This window comes from Microbacterium sp. NIBRBAC000506063, assembly GCF_017968845.1.
GTDB lineage: Bacteria > Actinomycetota > Actinomycetes > Actinomycetales > Microbacteriaceae > Microbacterium.
In genome coordinates, this window is record NZ_CP072876.1 from 426,187 (window position 1) to 442,314 (window position 16,128).

General features: G+C 67.7%; 16 protein-coding genes, 1 tRNA gene and 6 pseudogenes. 9 read left to right on the top strand and 14 right to left on the bottom strand.

Annotated features, from left to right (window positions below; translation table 11 throughout):
- The first annotated feature begins 14 nt into the window (after positions 1-14).
- Both KAE78_RS02385 and KAE78_RS02390 read left to right on the top strand, forming a co-directional pair.
- The gene (locus tag KAE78_RS02385; RefSeq protein ID WP_223171603.1) at positions 15-632 is read left to right on the top strand and encodes a hypothetical protein; all 618 of its coding nucleotides are present in this window, start codon (positions 15-17) and stop codon (positions 630-632) included.
- Positions 633-666: 34 nt separating this feature from the next.
- Positions 667-1,110 (top strand): hypothetical protein, encoded by a 444-nt coding sequence (locus tag KAE78_RS02390; protein ID WP_223171604.1) that lies wholly within the window; start codon positions 667-669, stop codon positions 1,108-1,110.
- Positions 1,111-1,270: 160 nt separating this feature from the next.
- On the opposite strand, the gene KAE78_RS02395 is transcribed toward KAE78_RS02390, so the two are convergent.
- Entirely contained in the window at positions 1,271-1,540 is a 270-nt protein-coding gene (locus KAE78_RS02395) for a hypothetical protein (protein WP_223171605.1), read from the bottom strand.
- 4 nt (positions 1,541-1,544) lie between these two features.
- Positions 1,545-2,099, bottom strand: a pseudogene (locus KAE78_RS02400) (IS3 family transposase); the annotation flags it as partial.
- 109 nt (positions 2,100-2,208) lie between these two features.
- Between KAE78_RS02400 and KAE78_RS02405 the strand changes: the two are divergent.
- The gene (locus KAE78_RS02405) at positions 2,209-3,174 is read left to right on the top strand and encodes an IS30 family transposase (protein ID WP_223171606.1); all 966 of its coding nucleotides are present in this window, start codon (positions 2,209-2,211) and stop codon (positions 3,172-3,174) included.
- Here the strand turns inward: KAE78_RS02405 and KAE78_RS02410 are convergent.
- Positions 3,167-4,117: an integrase core domain-containing protein gene (locus KAE78_RS02410; RefSeq protein WP_223171607.1), complete on the bottom strand. Its 951-nt coding sequence runs from the start codon at positions 4,115-4,117 to the stop codon at positions 3,167-3,169. The two genes, KAE78_RS02405 and KAE78_RS02410, sit on opposite strands and share 8 nt — an antisense overlap.
- On the bottom strand, positions 4,114-4,431 hold the full coding sequence (locus KAE78_RS02415) for a helix-turn-helix domain-containing protein (RefSeq protein WP_223171608.1): 318 nt from the start codon (positions 4,429-4,431) through the stop codon (positions 4,114-4,116). Before KAE78_RS02415 ends, KAE78_RS02410 begins: the two co-directional genes overlap by 4 nt.
- A 72-nt stretch (positions 4,432-4,503) precedes the next feature.
- Between KAE78_RS02415 and KAE78_RS02420 the strand changes: the two are divergent.
- A pseudogene (locus KAE78_RS02420) lies at positions 4,504-4,662 on the top strand (IS30 family transposase); the annotation flags it as partial.
- Positions 4,663-4,676: 14 nt separating this feature from the next.
- Here KAE78_RS02420 and KAE78_RS02425 read toward each other — a convergent pair.
- The 7 genes and pseudogenes from KAE78_RS02425 to KAE78_RS02455 all read right to left on the bottom strand — a co-directional run.
- Positions 4,677-4,949: pseudogene (locus KAE78_RS02425) on the bottom strand (transposase); the annotation flags it as partial.
- Entirely contained in the window at positions 4,922-5,260 is a 339-nt protein-coding gene (locus KAE78_RS02430) for a hypothetical protein (protein ID WP_223171609.1), read from the bottom strand. The gene KAE78_RS02430 and the pseudogene KAE78_RS02425, both read right to left, overlap by 28 nt.
- Positions 5,261-5,390: 130 nt before the next feature.
- Positions 5,391-6,285, bottom strand: a protein-coding gene (locus KAE78_RS02435) for an IS5 family transposase (RefSeq protein WP_223171424.1) whose coding sequence is annotated in 2 segments (ribosomal slippage) — positions 5,391-5,939 and positions 5,941-6,285 — 894 coding nt in all. Because the reading frame shifts where the segments join, the coding sequence is not laid out codon by codon here.
- 66 nt (positions 6,286-6,351) lie between these two features.
- Positions 6,352-6,423: transfer RNA gene (locus KAE78_RS02440), tRNA-Arg, on the bottom strand.
- A 25-nt stretch (positions 6,424-6,448) separates the two neighbouring features.
- Positions 6,449-6,945 (bottom strand): annotated as a pseudogene (locus KAE78_RS02445) (HNH endonuclease).
- Between the two features lie 301 nt (positions 6,946-7,246).
- Positions 7,247-7,990, bottom strand: coding sequence for a M23 family metallopeptidase (locus KAE78_RS02450; RefSeq protein ID WP_223171610.1), 744 nt, complete (start codon positions 7,988-7,990; stop codon positions 7,247-7,249).
- Positions 7,991-8,318: 328 nt separating this feature from the next.
- Positions 8,319-9,019 (bottom strand): annotated as a pseudogene (locus KAE78_RS02455) (metal-dependent transcriptional regulator).
- A 102-nt stretch (positions 9,020-9,121) separates the two neighbouring features.
- Here KAE78_RS02455 and serC point away from each other — a divergent pair.
- Positions 9,122-10,227 (top strand): annotated as a pseudogene (gene serC, locus KAE78_RS02460) (phosphoserine transaminase).
- A 103-nt stretch (positions 10,228-10,330) separates the two neighbouring features.
- Here serC and KAE78_RS02465 read toward each other — a convergent pair.
- The gene (locus KAE78_RS02465; protein ID WP_223171611.1) at positions 10,331-10,828 is read right to left on the bottom strand and encodes a DUF3027 domain-containing protein; all 498 of its coding nucleotides are present in this window, start codon (positions 10,826-10,828) and stop codon (positions 10,331-10,333) included.
- A complete protein-coding gene (locus tag KAE78_RS02470; RefSeq protein WP_223171612.1) occupies positions 10,812-11,195 on the bottom strand; it encodes a cold-shock protein in 384 nt (127 codons plus the stop codon). Before KAE78_RS02470 ends, KAE78_RS02465 begins: the two co-directional genes overlap by 17 nt.
- A gap of 93 nt (positions 11,196-11,288) precedes the next feature.
- On the opposite strand from KAE78_RS02470, the gene KAE78_RS02475 reads away from it, so the two are divergent.
- The 3 genes from KAE78_RS02475 to KAE78_RS02485 all read left to right on the top strand — a co-directional run bounded on the left by KAE78_RS02475 (position 11,289) and on the right by KAE78_RS02485 (position 14,977).
- On the top strand, positions 11,289-11,564 hold the full coding sequence (locus KAE78_RS02475; RefSeq protein WP_223171613.1) for a multidrug ABC transporter ATPase: 276 nt from the start codon (positions 11,289-11,291) through the stop codon (positions 11,562-11,564).
- A gap of 1 nt (position 11,565) precedes the next feature.
- Positions 11,566-13,272 carry a helicase-associated domain-containing protein gene (locus KAE78_RS02480; protein WP_223171614.1) on the top strand — a complete coding sequence of 569 codons (1,707 nt, stop codon included), beginning with the start codon at positions 11,566-11,568 and terminating at the stop codon, positions 13,270-13,272.
- Between the two features lie 64 nt (positions 13,273-13,336).
- Complete coding sequence (locus KAE78_RS02485; protein ID WP_223171615.1) at positions 13,337-14,977, top strand: DNA repair helicase XPB; 1,641 nt, start codon at positions 13,337-13,339, stop codon at positions 14,975-14,977.
- On the opposite strand, the gene KAE78_RS02490 is transcribed toward KAE78_RS02485, so the two are convergent.
- Positions 14,978-15,340 carry a hypothetical protein gene (locus KAE78_RS02490; RefSeq protein ID WP_223171616.1) on the bottom strand — a complete coding sequence of 121 codons (363 nt, stop codon included), beginning with the start codon at positions 15,338-15,340 and terminating at the stop codon, positions 14,978-14,980. It abuts the gene before it with no gap.
- A 125-nt stretch (positions 15,341-15,465) separates the two neighbouring features.
- Between KAE78_RS02490 and KAE78_RS02495 the strand changes: the two genes are divergently transcribed.
- Positions 15,466-16,017, top strand: coding sequence for a TetR/AcrR family transcriptional regulator (locus KAE78_RS02495; RefSeq protein ID WP_223171617.1), 552 nt, complete (start codon positions 15,466-15,468; stop codon positions 16,015-16,017).
- The last annotated feature ends 111 nt before the right edge of the window (positions 16,018-16,128 follow it).

A 16,128-nucleotide genomic window follows, 5' to 3' on the forward strand; every position in this document is an offset into this window, starting at 1 on the left:
GAATGATAGCCACAATGAGCGCTTTCACCGCTGTCGTCTTGCTCGCAGGATGCACCTCCGCCACACCAGAGGTAAACAGTGAACCGCAGTCGACTGACCCTGATCAAACGAGCGAGACCACTCAGGGTTCGCCAGACACATCCAGTGAGTATCTGGACGACCTTTACGCTGAGAGCCTTCACAACGGCATAACTCCCGCCGATCCTGGAACGGCTTACATCGAGGTAGCCGGAGAACGTTTCGAGTTCGAAATCCTCGACTGCACGATAGCCGATGAGCCCGATCGCGGTCAGTTTATTGTCTCGGCGGGAGGCGAGGCGACCGGCAGCGGACATCGGTTGTATCTCAGCCGTCAGATCGGATCAGACATCGGTTTCGCCTTCGAAGAGGAGCACGTTCAGTTATCGCTGCTGGTCGTCGAAGACGGCTCAGAGAAGATGAGCAACGCCATGGCGCAGCATGAGCGAGACCAGGGGGAAGCTGCGGAGTGGATACGCGGTTTCGGTTCTCATCCGCTTGTTCGTGTGGTGGGTAATGAGGCAACCGCCGGCGGTGCCTTGGAAGGCGTGCCTTTCGCGCCCGACCCTGCCGAAGCAGAATTCATCGCCGCCGCGACCTGCGCAGCCTCATAAACACCATCACCCACCATTCACCTGAGGAGCGATCATGAAGAAGCTTCCCACCGGGATCGCAGTAATTGCGACCGCTGCCCTCCTGCTGAGCGGATGTTCCTCGGACTCACACGAACCCGTCTTGACTGAGAATAGTCCCGACGAGTCCATTGTCAGTGAAGAGGATTCACCGGAAAATCCGACCACTGACGGGGAAGCTGATGCCGAGCCTGCATCCATACTGGGCACGGTGAGGATCAACGACTTCACAACCTACGCGATCACCGAGTTGCGCAACTGTGAACCTCTCAACGATGGAACAATCGAGCGGGACCTGGAGCTTCAAGGCTTCGGTGAACACGACGGCGAGCGAATCCAGATCGATGTGTACAAGCAGATGGTAGCTGGCAGCGCGGGCAACGAAGTTTCTTGGTCTGGCCCCGAAGGCGTCTTCGGAAGCTCAGAGATCGCCAGTATTACCTGGGGGCGGGCGATATGAATGTTCTCGGCTCGTCAGAAATGGTCGACAGCATGACTCAGACAGAGAGACTCATGATCGGCTTTGATCTGCAAGTCCCCGTTGACACCGTCGCGTGCCGGTAAGCGCTCCTGTCGTTCTAACGCACGACTCGGCGGACTCTGGCCTGGATCGTGTCAGATTAGTGCCCCACGCTCGGCTGTAGCGCGGCGATGATGTCGGCGGCTTCCCCCGCCGGCGGGGTGGTCGCGGTGAGTCGGTGTCCGTCGATGCTGATCGTGACGTCGCGGAGGGGTCGCAGCGCGCGGACGATGCGGCGGGCGGTGAAGCCGGTGGTCTTGTGCAGGTGTCGGCTGATCGCGAGAGCGCAGAAGACGACGGTGAGGTGGGCGTGGATCGAGTCCGCGGTCGACGCGAACATCGGCCTGGCGCGCAGGTCGGTCTTGGCCATCCGGAACGTCGAGGATGAACGCGACATACACCCACCCCGCCCACGTGCGGACATAGGTGAAGTCGGTGACCCAGGTATGATCCGGCCGCGGTGCGGTGAAGTCACGGTTCAGCAGGTCACCAGCACGCACGCCCCCGCCTTTCGCGGGGAACGTGGTACGGACCGTCTTGGCCCTCGTGATCCCGGACAGTCCGAGCACCCGCATGGCCCGGTCGATCGCGCCGCGCGATGCGTCGGGGATCCGGGTGCGGCGGATCAGCGCGGTCATCTTCTTCCGCCCGTACAGGCCCTCCGGGGTCATCTTCCGCACGATCGTGCCATCGGGCTGGGCCTCGTCACGCCACGCGGCGTCACGGACGGCGTCGACGACGAGCGCGTCGGTCACCGTCCGCACGGCGACACGACCCTGCCGCCAGGCCCGGTAGGTGCGCGCGGCGACCTGCACGCCCTGCTCACGCAGGACGCGGATGATCGACTCGACCGCATGCCCCTCCGCCCTCATCTGGTCGATGAAGCCCATCATCAGCGGTTGCGGGGGTCGAGTTCCCCCGCGAAGAAAGTCGTGGTGAACTCAACCCGTCAGCGCAACACCATCGATGATCATCTCGGAGGTGTGATGTGGCGAAGATTGGTAGGCCGGGGTTGCCGTCGGATCGACGGCAACAGGTATGGGAGCTGTGGAAGACGGGAGCGTCGATCAGCGAGATCTCTCGGACGGTGGGATCCCCGCCAGGATCGATCTTCTCGATCTTGCTGCCGTTCGGGGTTTCTATCAGCCGCCGCAGCGTCGGCGGGCGGGAACGCTGACGCTCGCGGAGCGTGAAGAGATCTCGAGGGGCATCGCAGCCGGCGAGTCATTTCGAGCGATCGGCCGGCGACTCGGTCGACCAGCGTCGACGATCAGCCGCGAGGTGGCCAAGAACAAGGGTCGACGCCGCTATCGCGCGGTCGACGCGGATGACCGTGCGTGGCGGCGGGCGAGGCGTCCGCAGAAGTGCAAGCTCGCTCGCAACCCGGTGCTACGTGGTTACGTCGCCGCGAGACTTCGGGAAGACTGGTCACCCGAGCAGATCGCCGGCGCGCTGCGGAAGCGCCACCCGGCCGGGAGCAGGATGCGAGTGTCACACGAGACGATCTACAAGTCCCTGTTCGTGCAGTCCCGTGGTGTTCTCGCAAAGGAACTGCAGAAGCATCTGCGATCCGGGCGGCCGATCCGCCGCAGCGTCCACAACAACGTCACCGGGCAGTGGCGTTCCCAGATCAAGGATGCCGTCTCGATCGCCGAACGCCCCGCTGAAGCTGACGATCGCGCGATCCCCGGGCACTGGGAAGGAGACCTCCTCCTCGGTCGCCACTGGACGCAGATCGCGACCGTTGTCGAGCGTGCGACACGATTCACCGTGCTCGTCCAGGTCGACGGCCGCGACATGGAGTCCGTCACCGCCGGGCTATCCCGTGAGATGAACCTGCTGCCCGAGCAACTGCGCCGCTCGTTGACTTGGGATCGCGGCATGGAGCTCGCGGACCATAAGACCGTCACGGCCAACACCGGTCTCGACGTCTATTTCGCGGATCCGCGCAGCCCCTGGCAGCGCGGCACAAACGAGAACACGAACATGTCCCGCGTCAAGTAGTTGGCAGGATTTCTTCTCTTTCGAAGTTGGGGATGGTGGGGTCGGCCAGGCCCAGGTGGACTTCCATTGGCCGGTTCCAGGCGATTGCCTCGTGAGGGCGGATCGTGTTGTATTCGATGCGGTAGTCCTCGGCGCGCTCTGTGAGGGTGAGCGCGTCGGGGATGTCGTCGAGGGACAGCCGCTCGTACTTCAACGTCCCGAACCCGCGTTCGCGTGACCCGTTCTGCCCGGGCGATTTCACCCGCGTGCGGACGTGTCGCAGCTCGGGGTGGCGCATGATGAACAGCTCGAAGTTCAGCGACCGGAACGGGCCGCCGTTGTCGGTGACGATCGTGACCACCGGCAGCAGCTCACCGGTGTCGGTGTCGACCTGGCACTGGTCGACGAGGGGATGCCCGAACATGGCCTCGTAGTCGGCCAGAGCCAGTTCGACTGCGGCGATCGCGTCGTGCTGGTTCGCCGTCGGTGACGTGTGGAAGCGGTGCTCGAGTTTGGAGTACCAGTCCCGACATCCAGCGATCCGCCACGTGCCACCGGTGGTGGTCTCGAACTCGCTGAAGTCCAGCTGCCACACCTGGTTCGGACCTGTCGGTGTCACCGCGAACGCGGCCTTGCGGTCTGCCGCGAGCTCGCGGCGTTGTTTCTGGTACTCGGACGGCAGGATCAGCCCGTCATCGCGCAGCAGCCGCAGCACGGTCGCCTGCGACACCTTGTGACCGTCGTGGCGGGTCATCGCCCAGATCTTCCGATGACCCCACTCCGGCTTGGCCAGCGCATGGGCGACCACCAGCGGGCGGGCTGCGTCCCTGGCCGGCTGCGGCCACGGGCCCTTCGGCGGCTGCGACTGCTTCGCCCGGGCTTGCCAACGTCGCCAGGTGCGTTCGGGCATGTCGATGAGCTGGCAGAACCTCGAAGTCGACATGCCCGCATCCACGCGGATCACCTCGAGGTCCTCGAAGGGCCCAAGCGGCCCTCCGCGGACTTCTTCCACACTCGGATCTCGACCGCTGCCTCGCCGAGGGCTTGGGTCAGTTCGGCGACCTCGTCCTCGAGTTGCTGCTCCCGCGTCGAGGGCTTGGACTTGCCGGCCTCGATCCCGGCCTTTCCTCCCTCGAGGAACTGTCGCTTCCAGTTCCCGATCGCTTGCTCGGAGACCTTCTCCCGGCGGGCGGCTTCGGCGATCGTGATCTCGCCTTGCAGAACGGACAACACGATGCGGAGCTTCTTGTCCACAGGGATCGTGGGTGGACGACTCATGATGGGTTCAGACCTTTCAACTGGGGCGTTGCATCAGCAACTAACTACCCCTGCCACATAGTCTGACGCGCGACAAACAGGTTGCTGCGTCAGTACTTCCCCAAGGGCGTCAGCATGAAAGACCTCACCCAGGCCGACCTCGACACCGTCGCCGCTCGCCTCAACTCGCGTCCGCGGAAGACACTCGACTTCGACACCCCAGCCGACAGGCTCCAAGCACTGTTGCGCTGACGGGTTGAGTTCACCGTCGCCGCTTTCAGGATCGCGACGTCTTCCCGCAGCCGCTTGTTCTCCGCCTTCAACCGGCGGATCTCGGCGTGCTCTTCGCTGGTCTGACCATCACGGTCGCCCGCGTCGATCTCGGCCTGCACAACCCACCGGCGCAGCGTCTCAGGCCCGACGCCTTCCTGCCGGGCCACGGCCGCGATCGCCTTCGCGGTCGACGGGTACTCAGCCCGATGCTCGAGCACGAGCCGCACGGCCCTGTCCCTCAGAGCGGGATCAATCTTCTTCGGCATGACACCATCCTTTCAACTCGAAAAGATGCGGCATCAAACCCGGGACGGTTCAATCCGAGATCGCAGAACTCACCACCAACCGCAAGCGCCTCCAAGACGAGAGCGACAAGCTGCTCGCAGCCCACTTCGCCGACGCCATCGACCTGGACACCCTCAAACGCCACCAAGACCGCATCCGCGCCGGTCTCGCCGACATCGACCGGCGGCTCGCTCAGGAACACGAAGGCAGCGAAGGCGCACGGCAACACCTCACCGCTGCGCTGCGCCTCCTGATCGACTGCGCCGCGATGTACGCACGCACCGACGACCAAGGCAAGCGCCTAGCGAATCAGGCACTCACAGACGGCATCGAACTCGGAGAGGACGACGAGGCCACCATCCGCCTCGCCGAACCCCTCGCATCGGTGACCTCACCTGCGACATCTCACGATGTCGCAGGTTCTAGGCCGTGTTGATCAAGTCGGTCTTGATCCAGATCAGGGTGGCGGCGAGGCAGATCGCGGCACGGTAGTTGCGAGCGAGCTTGTCTGATCGCATCGCGATCCCGCGCCACTGCTTGAGTCGGTTGAAGCAACGCTCGACGACGTTGCGGCCCTTGTATCGTTCCTGCTGCTGGTCACCGAAGTCGATCGGCCGGCCCGGCTTCTTGCGGCGGTGCGCGATCTGGTCGTCACGTTCGGGGATGGTCGCGGCGATCCCGCGCTCGCGCAGCCACGCCCGGTTCGCCCTCGACGGATAGCCCTTGTCGGCGAGCACCCTGTCCGGGCGAGTCCGCGGCCGACCCTTCCCCACGCGTGGGACGCGGATGTCCTCAAGGACGGCGGTCATCATCGTGGTGTCGTTCACGTTGCCGCCGGTGATCATCATGCCCAGCGGTCTGCCTCGCCCATCGGCAACCAGGTGCAGCTTGGTTGTCAGCCCGCCGCGGGAGCGTCCGATCGCGTGGTCAGGCGGCTCGACCCGCGAATTCTTGTGATTCGACAGAGCCCCCTGTGTCCCGGCTGAGGGTCGCGCCGTGCTGATGAACACGCGCGATCGTGGAGTCGATCGAGACGACCCAGTCGATCTTCCCCGCCGCATCAGCCTGCTTCTGCACCTCGGCGAGCAGTTTCTCCCACGTGCCGTCCTCAGCCCACCGATTGAACCGCTTGTAGATCGAGTTCCACTTCCCGAACCGCTCCGGCACGTCACGCCAAGGTGCGCCGGTGCGGTACTTCCACGCCATCCCCTCGACAGCGAGCCGGTGATCCGTCCACGGCCGCGAACGGCCCGACACCGTCGGCATCAACGGCTCCATCACCGCCCACACAGCGTCAGAGATCTCGTGTCGCGTCACCGCTCAAGACTCGCCCACCGAAAGCCGAAACCTCTTGATCAACACGGCCTAGTACGTCCGAAAAAGTGCCCCCGGCAGGAATCGAACCTGCGACACCTTCTTTAGGAGAGAAGTGCTCTTCCCCTGAGCTACGGAGGCGGGCAGACCCAGTCTAGTGCCGTCGTCACGCCGCCAACGCAAGATACGGCTCCCAGCGCGGATCACCGCGCTCGGCGCCGCGCACGAGCCAGGAGGTCCCGCGGGCGGCCGCGGCGTCATCCGCAGCTCCCACCCCATCTCGCGGGGTGTGCGATCGCTCTTGACGTTGTTGCAGCGCAGGCAGCAGGCGACGAGGTTCTCCCAGGAGTCGGCACCGCCGCGCGAGCGCGGCAGGATGTGGTCGATCGTGGAGGCGGCCTTGCCGCAATAACCGCAGCGGTGGCCGTCGCGCCGCAGCACTCCGCGGCGGGTCACCGGCACGCGACGCGCCGACGGGATGCGCACATAGCGGGTCAGGATGATCACCGCGGGGCGCTCGTAGGCGCCGTGGGCCGCGAGAACGGGATCCCCCTCGACGTGTTCGATCACCGAGGCCTTGTCGTTCATGACGAGCACGAGGGCTCGTTTGAAGGACACCACCGCGAGCGGCTCATAGCCGGCGTTGAGAACCAGTGTGCGCATCGTCATCCTCTCGATCCGCCGGGACGGCTTCCCGGCACTCTCGACTCACACGACGCCGAATGCGAAAGGGACCGAGGGATGAAAAAAGGCGCTGTTCAGGAACAGCGCCTCTCACGCGCGGCAGAACCGCGGCATCCCTGCGGGCAATGCCGAAGGACATAACGGCCGAGTGCATCCATGGTTCGGATGCTCGGTATCAGGTCCATCGGAAACCCCTCACTCATGCGACGACGGGTTCAGGGTAACCCATCCACATGGCAGAGGGCTCAACGAACGGTGAGCGCCTCTCGGCGTGTCGGGATCAGCCGGCGTTGGTGCGCAGCCACGCGATGGGCTCGGCGAGGGAGCCGTTGATGCGCACCTCGAAGTGGAGGTGGTTGGCCGAGGAACGGCCGGTCGTGCCGACGAGACCGATGAGCTGACCGGCCTCGACGCGCTGACCGGCGCTGACCTGACGGCTGCCGTGGATCATGTGCGCATAGGTCGTCGAGACGCGCTTGCCCCCGACGACACCGTCGATCACGACGGCGACGCCGTAGGCGTAATAGCTCTCGCTGGAGACGCGAACGACACCGGAGGTGGCCGCGAAGATCGGCGTGCGGGCCGGCGCGATCATGTCGGCGCCCTGGTGCGCACCGCCGATCGTGCGGCTGACGTAGTAGGAGCCGCGCGGCAGCGGGTAGCGGACCTCACCGGAGCCGGCGGCGGTGACGGAGAGGTCGACATTGCTGACGTAGCTCGAGCTCGAGCCTGAGCTCGCGCTCGCCTGCGCGGCGGCCAGCTGGGCTCGGCGAGCCGCAGCCTCTTCCGCCTTCTTCTTGTCGATCTCCTTCTGCGTCGTGGCCTTGTACGTGCCGCGCTCGAGCGGTGCGGCGGAGACCTCGGAGGCGATGATGAGCGACTGGGCGTCATCGACCGCGAGCTGCTGGAGTGTCGCGGCGGCGCCCGCGACAGGCGGAGCGGGGGCGAACGCAGGCAGGGCGATCGCGGAGACGAGAGCAGCGACGGCACCCAGGACGGCGATGGAGCGCAGCGGGCGCCGCACGCTACGGGCGGCACCACGTCGAGACGTCTGGGAACTGGCGACGACCGGGGTGTTTTCAGATGTGTTCGCGACTCGATCGATGTCTGCGGTCAAAACGGATCCTCCGGCGCCTCTGCGCTCGGGTGCGCTGGCTCGTCGGCACTTAGCTTATCGGGCACTCGGTGCGTGTATCTCCGTGCTGGCGACGAGCCACAAGAGGCTTCCTGCACGGATCGTCGCTCGCGAACGGGCCCGCGGGCGACTCGTTAGAGGCTACCGGAAGATAACGTTCCTGTCACGCTGGGAACCTGGCAATTCCCCGAACCGGTCGCGCAGGCGAGAACGGGGACTACGCGGCGGAGTCCAGCAGGAAGATGTGCGAGGCGAGCTCGACCGGGAGCTCGAGCCCCTCCTCCTGGCCGTCCATCTGAATGAGGACGTACCCTCGCTGAACCGGAAGTCGCCTCGGGCGCCCGGCACGACACCGGCCTCCCGCAGCTGCTGCAGCAGGTCGGGATCGACCTGCGCGGGCTCGGCGAGTCGGCGGACCACACCTTGCACCGGCTCCTCGCTCTGGTTCATCCGCGTGACGAGGCCGACGACGCCCTCTTCGAAGGTCCGGGTGGCCTCTCCGCCGATCTGGTCGAGACCGGGGATCGGATTGCCGTACGGCGACTCGGTCGGATGCCCCAGCAGCTCGACGAGGCGACGCTCGACCTGCTCGCTCATCACGTGCTCCCAGCGGCACGCCTCTTCGTGCACATACGCCCAGTCCAGACCGATGACGTCGGAGAGGAGGCGCTCGGCGAGCCGGTGCTTTCGTATCACGTCGACCGCCTTGCGGCGCCCGTCATCGGTCAGCTCCAGCGTGCGGTCTTCGGAGACCACGACCAGGCCGTCACGCTCCATGCGGGCGACCGTCTGCGAGACGGTCGGACCCGAGTGGCCGAGGCGCTCGGAGATGCGCGCGCGCAGCGGCACGATGTTCTCCTCCTCGAGCTCGATAATCGTGCGGAGATACATCTCCGTCGTGTCGATCAGATCCGTCATGTCGTCCTCCGAAGTCCTGTTAGGCAAGCCTACCTAGCCCAGCCGCCCAACGGGCGCGTAACCGGAACGGAAGCCGTCGGATGCGGCCGTAGAATCGGACTCATGGCGATCGAGATTCCGCGAGAACTTCTGCCCGCTGACGGCCGCTTCGGCTGCGGTCCCTCCAAGGTGCGCCCCGAGCAGCTCACCGCGCTCGCCACCGAGGGCGCGGCGATCCTCGGCACCTCCCACCGACAGCCGGCCGTCAAGAACCTCGTCGGCAGCGTGCGCGAGCGGCTCGCAGACCTCTTCCGTCTGCCGGACGGCTACGAGATCATCCTCGCCAACGGCGGCTCGACCGCCTTCTGGGACGCCGCGGCCTTCGGCCTCATCGAGAAGCGCGCCCAAAACCTGACCTTCGGCGAGTTCGGCGGCAAGTTCGCCAAGGCGGCGGCCGCTCCCTGGCTGGACGCCCCGACGTCCGCGTGGCAGATCCCGGCTCGCGCATCGCCGCCGAGGTCACCCCGGGCATCGACGTCTACGCCTGGCCGCACAACGAGACCTCCACGGGCGTCGCCGCCCCGGTCGAACGCGTCGACGCGGAGGGCGCGCTGACGGTCGTCGACGCGACGAGCGCGGCCGGCGGCATCGACTTCGACGTGACGCAGACCGACGTCTACTACTTCGCTCCGCAGAAGAACCTCGGTTCCGACGGCGGCATCTGGTTCGCGGCCGTGTCACCCGCGGCGATCGAGCGGATCGAGCGCGTGGCGGCATCCGGTCGTTACATCCCGGAGTTCCTCAGCCTGAAGAACGCCGTCGACAACTCGCGCCTGAACCAGACGCTCAACACGCCGGCCGTGGCGACCCTGCACCTGCTGGACAGCCAGCTGGGCTGGATCCTCGAGAACGGCGGACTCGCCTGGGCCGGTGCCCGCACGGCCGAGTCCTCGCAGGCGCTGTACGACTGGGCGGAGGCATCGGATGTCGCATCGCCCTTCGTCGCCGATCGGGCACACCGATCGCCGGTGGTCGCGACGATCGACTTCGACGACAGCGTGGATGCCGCGGAGGTGGCCAAGACGCTGCGTGCGAACGGGATCCTGGATACCGAGCCCTACCGCAAGCTCGGACGCAACCAGCTGCGCATCGCGACCTTCGTCTCCATCGAACCCGACGACATCCGTCAGCTCATCCGCAGCATCGACTACGTGCTCGAGCGCGGCTGACTCCGTCATCGCCCAGCGGGAACGGCTGCGGAGTGGGCATACGGATGCCACGATCGCGCGATGAGGCGCTGCTGTCGGAGCGCTTCACCGTGCGGGACTGACCTCAGGCGTCCTCGTCGACGGCGTCCTCGTCGACGGCGTCGTCGAGCTCGTCGATGTCGACGCCGTCGAGGTCGCCGGCGTGCAGCAGGTCGGCCTCGTCGAGGTCGTCGTCGAGCTCTTCATCGGCGTCGTCTTCGGCGTCCGCCTCGGCGGCCTCCGCCGCCGCCTGCTCGGCCGCGGCCATGGTCGCGCGGTAGTCCGCCAGCCGCTCGGCCCACGGCACCCACTCCGGCGCCAGGAGCGCGTCATCGCCCGGGAGGAGCTCCAGCTCGAGCACGGTCGGCTCGGCGTCGTCGACCACCGCGACCGTGACGGTCCAGAACCAGCCGGGGTAGCCGCCCATCCTGTTCGCGAAGCGCAGCGAGACCGCGCCGCCCTCCTCGACCGTGTAGCCGACGGCGTCGCCGATCGTGGCTTCGGGAGTGATCTCCAGAAGGGCCGCGCGCGCGATGTCGTGCGCACCGATCAGACGCTCGTCGGCGTCAGGCGTCGAGGTCATCGGCCACCTTGCGCATCACGGCCGCGATCGTGCGACCCTGGGCGGGCTTGGGGTACTGTCCGCGACGCAGATCGCTGCCGACCCCGTCGAGGAGCTTCACGAGGTCTTCGACGATGATCGCCATGTCATCGGCCGGCTTGCGCTTGGCCTTGACCAGGCTCGGCGGCGCATCGAGCAGACGCACCGAGAGCGCCTGGAGACCACGCTTGCCGTCGGCGACGCCGAACTCGACACGCGTACCGGACTTGACCGACGTCGTGTCTGCAGGAAGGGCCGTGGCGTGCAAGAAGACATCCTGGCCGTCATCGCTGGCGATGAAGCCGAACCCCTTCTCCTCATCGTAGAACCTGACCTTGCCGCTGGGCATGGGACAACCTCGCTGGGTGAGAGAAACGAAACATGCCGCGAGTGCGCGGCTTCTCCAGCCTACCGGTCTCGGCGAGCGAGTAGGCTGAAAGGGATGAGCACCCAGCCCTCCGCGCCCGTTCCGTCCGTGCGCCTGATCGACCGCATCTTCGCTTTCGGCGCGCTCGGCCTCGCCGCGGCCTCGGTGCTGTGCTTCCTGGCGATCATCATCGGCACGGCGACGGGCATGGACCAGAGCGACTTCGCCGTCGGCGCCTGGCCGATCATCGCCGCGATTCCACTCTGGGGCCTGCCGCTGGCCTTCGTCATGATCATCTCGCTGCTGACCATGAGCTTCATCAGGAAGGGTCGCGCCGCGAAGCGCCCCTGACATGAGCACGCATGCGCGCCCGCTCGCAGAGTGGTTGGCCGCTCTCGACGACGAGCAGCTCGCACGGCTCCTCCTTCGGCGCGCGGTTCCGGCGGGCGTGGCGTGGAACGACTTCTTCGATGCCGCAGAGGCCCTCCTGGATCCCGCGTCGATCGCCCGTGTCCTCCCGCGCCTGACCCGCACCGAGGCCGCGGTCCTCAGCGGTTCCGAGGAGGACGCGGATGCCGCGGGCTCCCTCCGCGCGCTCGCGCTCGTCCGCGACGACGGACGCCCCTACCCGGCCGTGACGGAGGCGATCGCCGAGAGGCGGGTGCCGGCGGCATCCGAGGCCCCGCATCCTCCCGAGGCGGGAGCGGCGGCGGCGGCCCATGCCGCCGAGCGGGCGTTCACGCACGTCGCCGCGATCGCCGATGTCCTGATCGCGGCGCGCGAGTCGCCGCTGAACATGCTCGCGAGCGGAGCGGCGAGCGCGACCGAGCGGCGGCGTTTCGCCGAGGCGGAGATCCTGCCGCGGGGAACCGACCTCGACGACCTCCTCATCGCCGCAACCGATGCCCGTCTTGCGGTGGTCGACGATCGCGCGCTGCGGCCGTCCGCGCTCGGCGAGACCTGGCTGCGCTGGGGAGCGGCCGAGCGCTGGTCCGCACTCGCCCAGGGCTTCCGGGATCGGATGCCGCACGGCATCCGATCGACAGACGGCGGCTGGAACCCCGTGGGCGCGTGGGCGGAGGCGCTGCCCTGGGATCCGACCTGGCCGCAGGAGCATGCCGCCCTCGTACGTCGCGCACGGATGCTCGGTCTGATCGCCGAGGGCGACACGGAGCCCGAGTGGGCGAGGCCCCTCCGTCGCGGCGAGGACGCCGACGGTGCGCTGCTGCAGCGCATGCTCCCCGCGGAGGTCGACCGGATCTTCCTGCAGAACGACCTCTCGGCGATCTCGCCCGGCCCGCTCGCGCCCGCGCTGGACGTGCGGCTGCGCACCGCCGCCGAGCGCGAGTCCGCCTCGCAGGCCTCGTCGTATCGGTTCACCGCCGAGTCGGTCGCGCATGCGCTCGCCCTGGGCGAGACGGAGGAGTCCCTGCTGGCGTTCCTCGAAGAGCTCTCGCTCACCGGCATCCCGCAGCCGCTGCGCTACCTGATCGCCCAGACCGCCCAGCGGCACGGACTCGTGCAGGTGGCACCGGACACCGCCTCGGCCCGCACCCGCATCCGCAGCGTCGACCAGCACCTGCTCGACACGCTCGCGATCGACCAGGCACTGCGACCTCTGGGCCTGGTCCGCGACGGCGACGACCTCACCTCCCGGGTGAGTCCGGCCACGGCATACTGGGCGCTGACCGACGCCCGCTACCCCGCGACGCTCATCGACGACGCGGGCGAGCCGGTGGTCGCCGGACGCCGCACCGCGGCATCCGCTCCCCCGGAGACCCCGGATGCCGCCGGCTACGCCCCGCTCATCGCCCGGCTGCGGGAGCATCATGGCCCGGATGCCGATGCGGCCTGGCTCGATCGCGCCCTGGAGTCGGCGGTGCAGTCGCGGTCGCTGCTGCTCGTGGAGGTCGCCATGCCGGACGGCTCCACGCGCGAGCTGACGCTGGAGGCCACAGGCCTCGGCGGCGGGCGTCTGCGCGGACGGGACCGCGCAGCGGACGTCGAGCGCACCCTGCCGGTCTCCAGCATCCGCTCGGCCCGCCTCGCCGGCGACTGACCGCCGCACCCTCTCCCGGCAGGAGGAGAGCTGGACAGCGACGCGGCCGGTAAGCTTGATCCCTATGGCTGATGGCCCCCTGATCGTGCAGAGCGACCGCACCGTGCTCCTGGAAGTGGCGCACCCCGACGCCGAGAGCGCCCGGCACGAGCTGGCCATCTTCGCCGAGCTCGAACGCGCGCCCGAGCACATCCACACCTACCGGATCACCCGGCTCGGCCTGTGGAACGCCCGCGCCGCCGGCCACGACGCCGATGACATGCTGAACACGCTCGACCGGTGGTCGCGCTTCCCCGTGCCGCCATCGGTGTCCGTCGACATCCGCGAGACGGTGAACCGCTACGGCCGCCTGGTCATCGAGCGCAATGAAGAGGGAGAGCTCGTCCTTCGCTCCTCCGATCCTGCCGTGCTCACGCAGGTCGCGGGCAACAAGCGCATCCAGCCGCTGCTGATCGGCCATCCCTCCCCCGACACGTACCTCGTCGACGCCTGGGCGCGCGGCCAGGTCAAGCAGGAGCTGCTGAAGATCGGCTGGCCCGCCGAGGACCTCGCCGGCTACACCCCCGGCACCCCGCACGAGATCGAGCTCGCCGAGGGCGGCTGGGCCGTGCGGCCCTACCAGCGCGAGGCCGTCGACGCCTTCAGCGAGGGCGGCTCCGGTGTCGTCGTGCTCCCCTGCGGCGCGGGCAAGACGATCGTGGGCGCGGCGGCGATGGCCGACACGAAGACGACGACCCTCATCCTCGTGACCAACACCGTCAGCGCCCGCCAGTGGCGCGACGAGCTGCTCAAGCGCACCTCCCTCACCGCCGAGGAGATCGGCGAGTACTCCGGGCAGTCCAAGGAGATCAAGCCCGTCACGATCGCGACCTACCAGATCCTCACCGCCAAGCGGAAGGGCGAGTACGCGCACCTCGCGCTCCTGGACGCCCTGGACTGGGGCCTCATCGTCTACGACGAGGTGCACCTGCTGCCCGCGCCCGTGTTCAAGCTCACCGCCGACCTGCAGGCCCGCCGCCGCATCGGCCTGACGGCGACACTCGTGCGCGAGGACGGCCGCGAGGGCGACGTGTTCAGCCTCATCGGCCCCAAGCGCTTCGATGCGCCCTGGAAGCAGATCGAGGCGCAGGGCTTCATCTCCCCTGCCGTCTGCTACGAGGTGCGCATCGACCTGCCGCCGGACGACCGGCTCGAGTACGCGGCGGCGACCGACGACGAGAGATACCGACTGGCGGCATCCGCCCCCGCGAAGATCTCGGTCGTGCGCGATCTCATCGACAAGCACCCCGGCGAGCGCATCCTCGTGATCGGGCAGTACCTCGATCAGCTGCAGACGCTGTCCGATGCCCTCGGCGCCCCCCAGATCACCGGTGCGACGCCGGTCGACGAGCGCGAGGAGCTGTACCGCCAGTTCCGCGAGGGCGAGATCTCGCTGCTCATCGTCTCGAAGGTGGCGAATTTCTCGATCGATCTGCCCGAGGCATCCGTCGCCATCCAGGTCTCGGGCACGTTCGGATCCCGCCAGGAGGAGGCCCAGCGACTGGGACGCCTGCTGCGACCGAAGGAGTCCGGGCACACGGCGAGCTTCTACACGCTCATCGCGCGCGACACGGTCGACCAGGACTATGCGCAGAACCGTCAGCGGTTCCTGGCCGAGCAGGGCTACAGCTACACGATCATGGACGCCGACGAGGTCGCCGCCTGATCAGCCGACGGATGCCAGGATGCACGCGATCAGCATCCCGAAGTAGACGACCCCGCTGAAGAGGGCGTGGAAGGCGACGTGCGCCGGCATCCGGCCCGTGAAGACAGCGCGGAGCGCGTCGGCATACCCTCTCCCGAAGCGATCGGATGCGCCGTGCACCCGCCGTGCGCGTGCGAGCATCAGAGCATCGCCGAAGCCGTTGCCGACGGTGAGGACCGCGAACGACGCCCACGCGATCCAGAGCGCGCCCGTGACCAGGAACACCACCCACGCGGCGATCGCCGTGAGGTTCAAGACGACGTGGACGAGCACGATGCGGGGCGCGTGGCGGCCCCCGCGCCCCCACTTCACGAGCAGGAACACCCCACGAGCGCCTGGATCACGCCGACGGCGAGGACGAAGAGATTCATGTCCGGAGAATACTACGTTCATAGTATAAAGTCACCCCGTTCATCGTGAAACGGATGCCGTCGGACTAGGCTCGACACGTGAGCAGCACCCGCACGCGCGCCCTCGACGCCGCCGTCACACTCGTCGGAACCGACGGCGTGCGCGCTCTCACCCACGGCCGGGTCGACGCTGCGGCGGACCTCCCGCCGGGCTCGACCTCGAATCATTTCCGCACCCGTTCCGCCCTCGTCGCCGGCGTCATCGCGTGGATCGCCGAGCAGGAGCGACGCGATGCGGGAGCCCCCGCTGTGATCGCCTCCGAAGAGCAGTTCACCACCGCCCTCGTGCGCATGATCGAGGCGCAGTCCGGGCCTCACGCGGCCCGCACGCGCGCCCGCTATGCACTGTTCCTGGAGGCCGGCGACGAGGAGGCGGCCGCGCCGCTGCGCGCACAGCGCGCGATCTTCCACACCTGGGTCGAGGAAATCCTCCGGGCCATCGGGGGCCCGGATGCTGCCGAGCGCACGACCCTCCTCATGGCGGCCTGCGAAGGGCTGCTGCTGCACCGGATCACCGTGGATCCCACGGCGCCGATCGCGGCATCCGTCACCACGGCCGTGGCGGCGGCCCTCCGCGGCGCGACCGGCTGACCCTGCGTCGGAAGCGGATGCCGCAGCGCGGATGACGGGTGCCGTCGAGGCAGGCCCCACCCACGCGCATACCGCATGGGCTCAGCCGCACAGGGTGAGATCCTCGCCCCC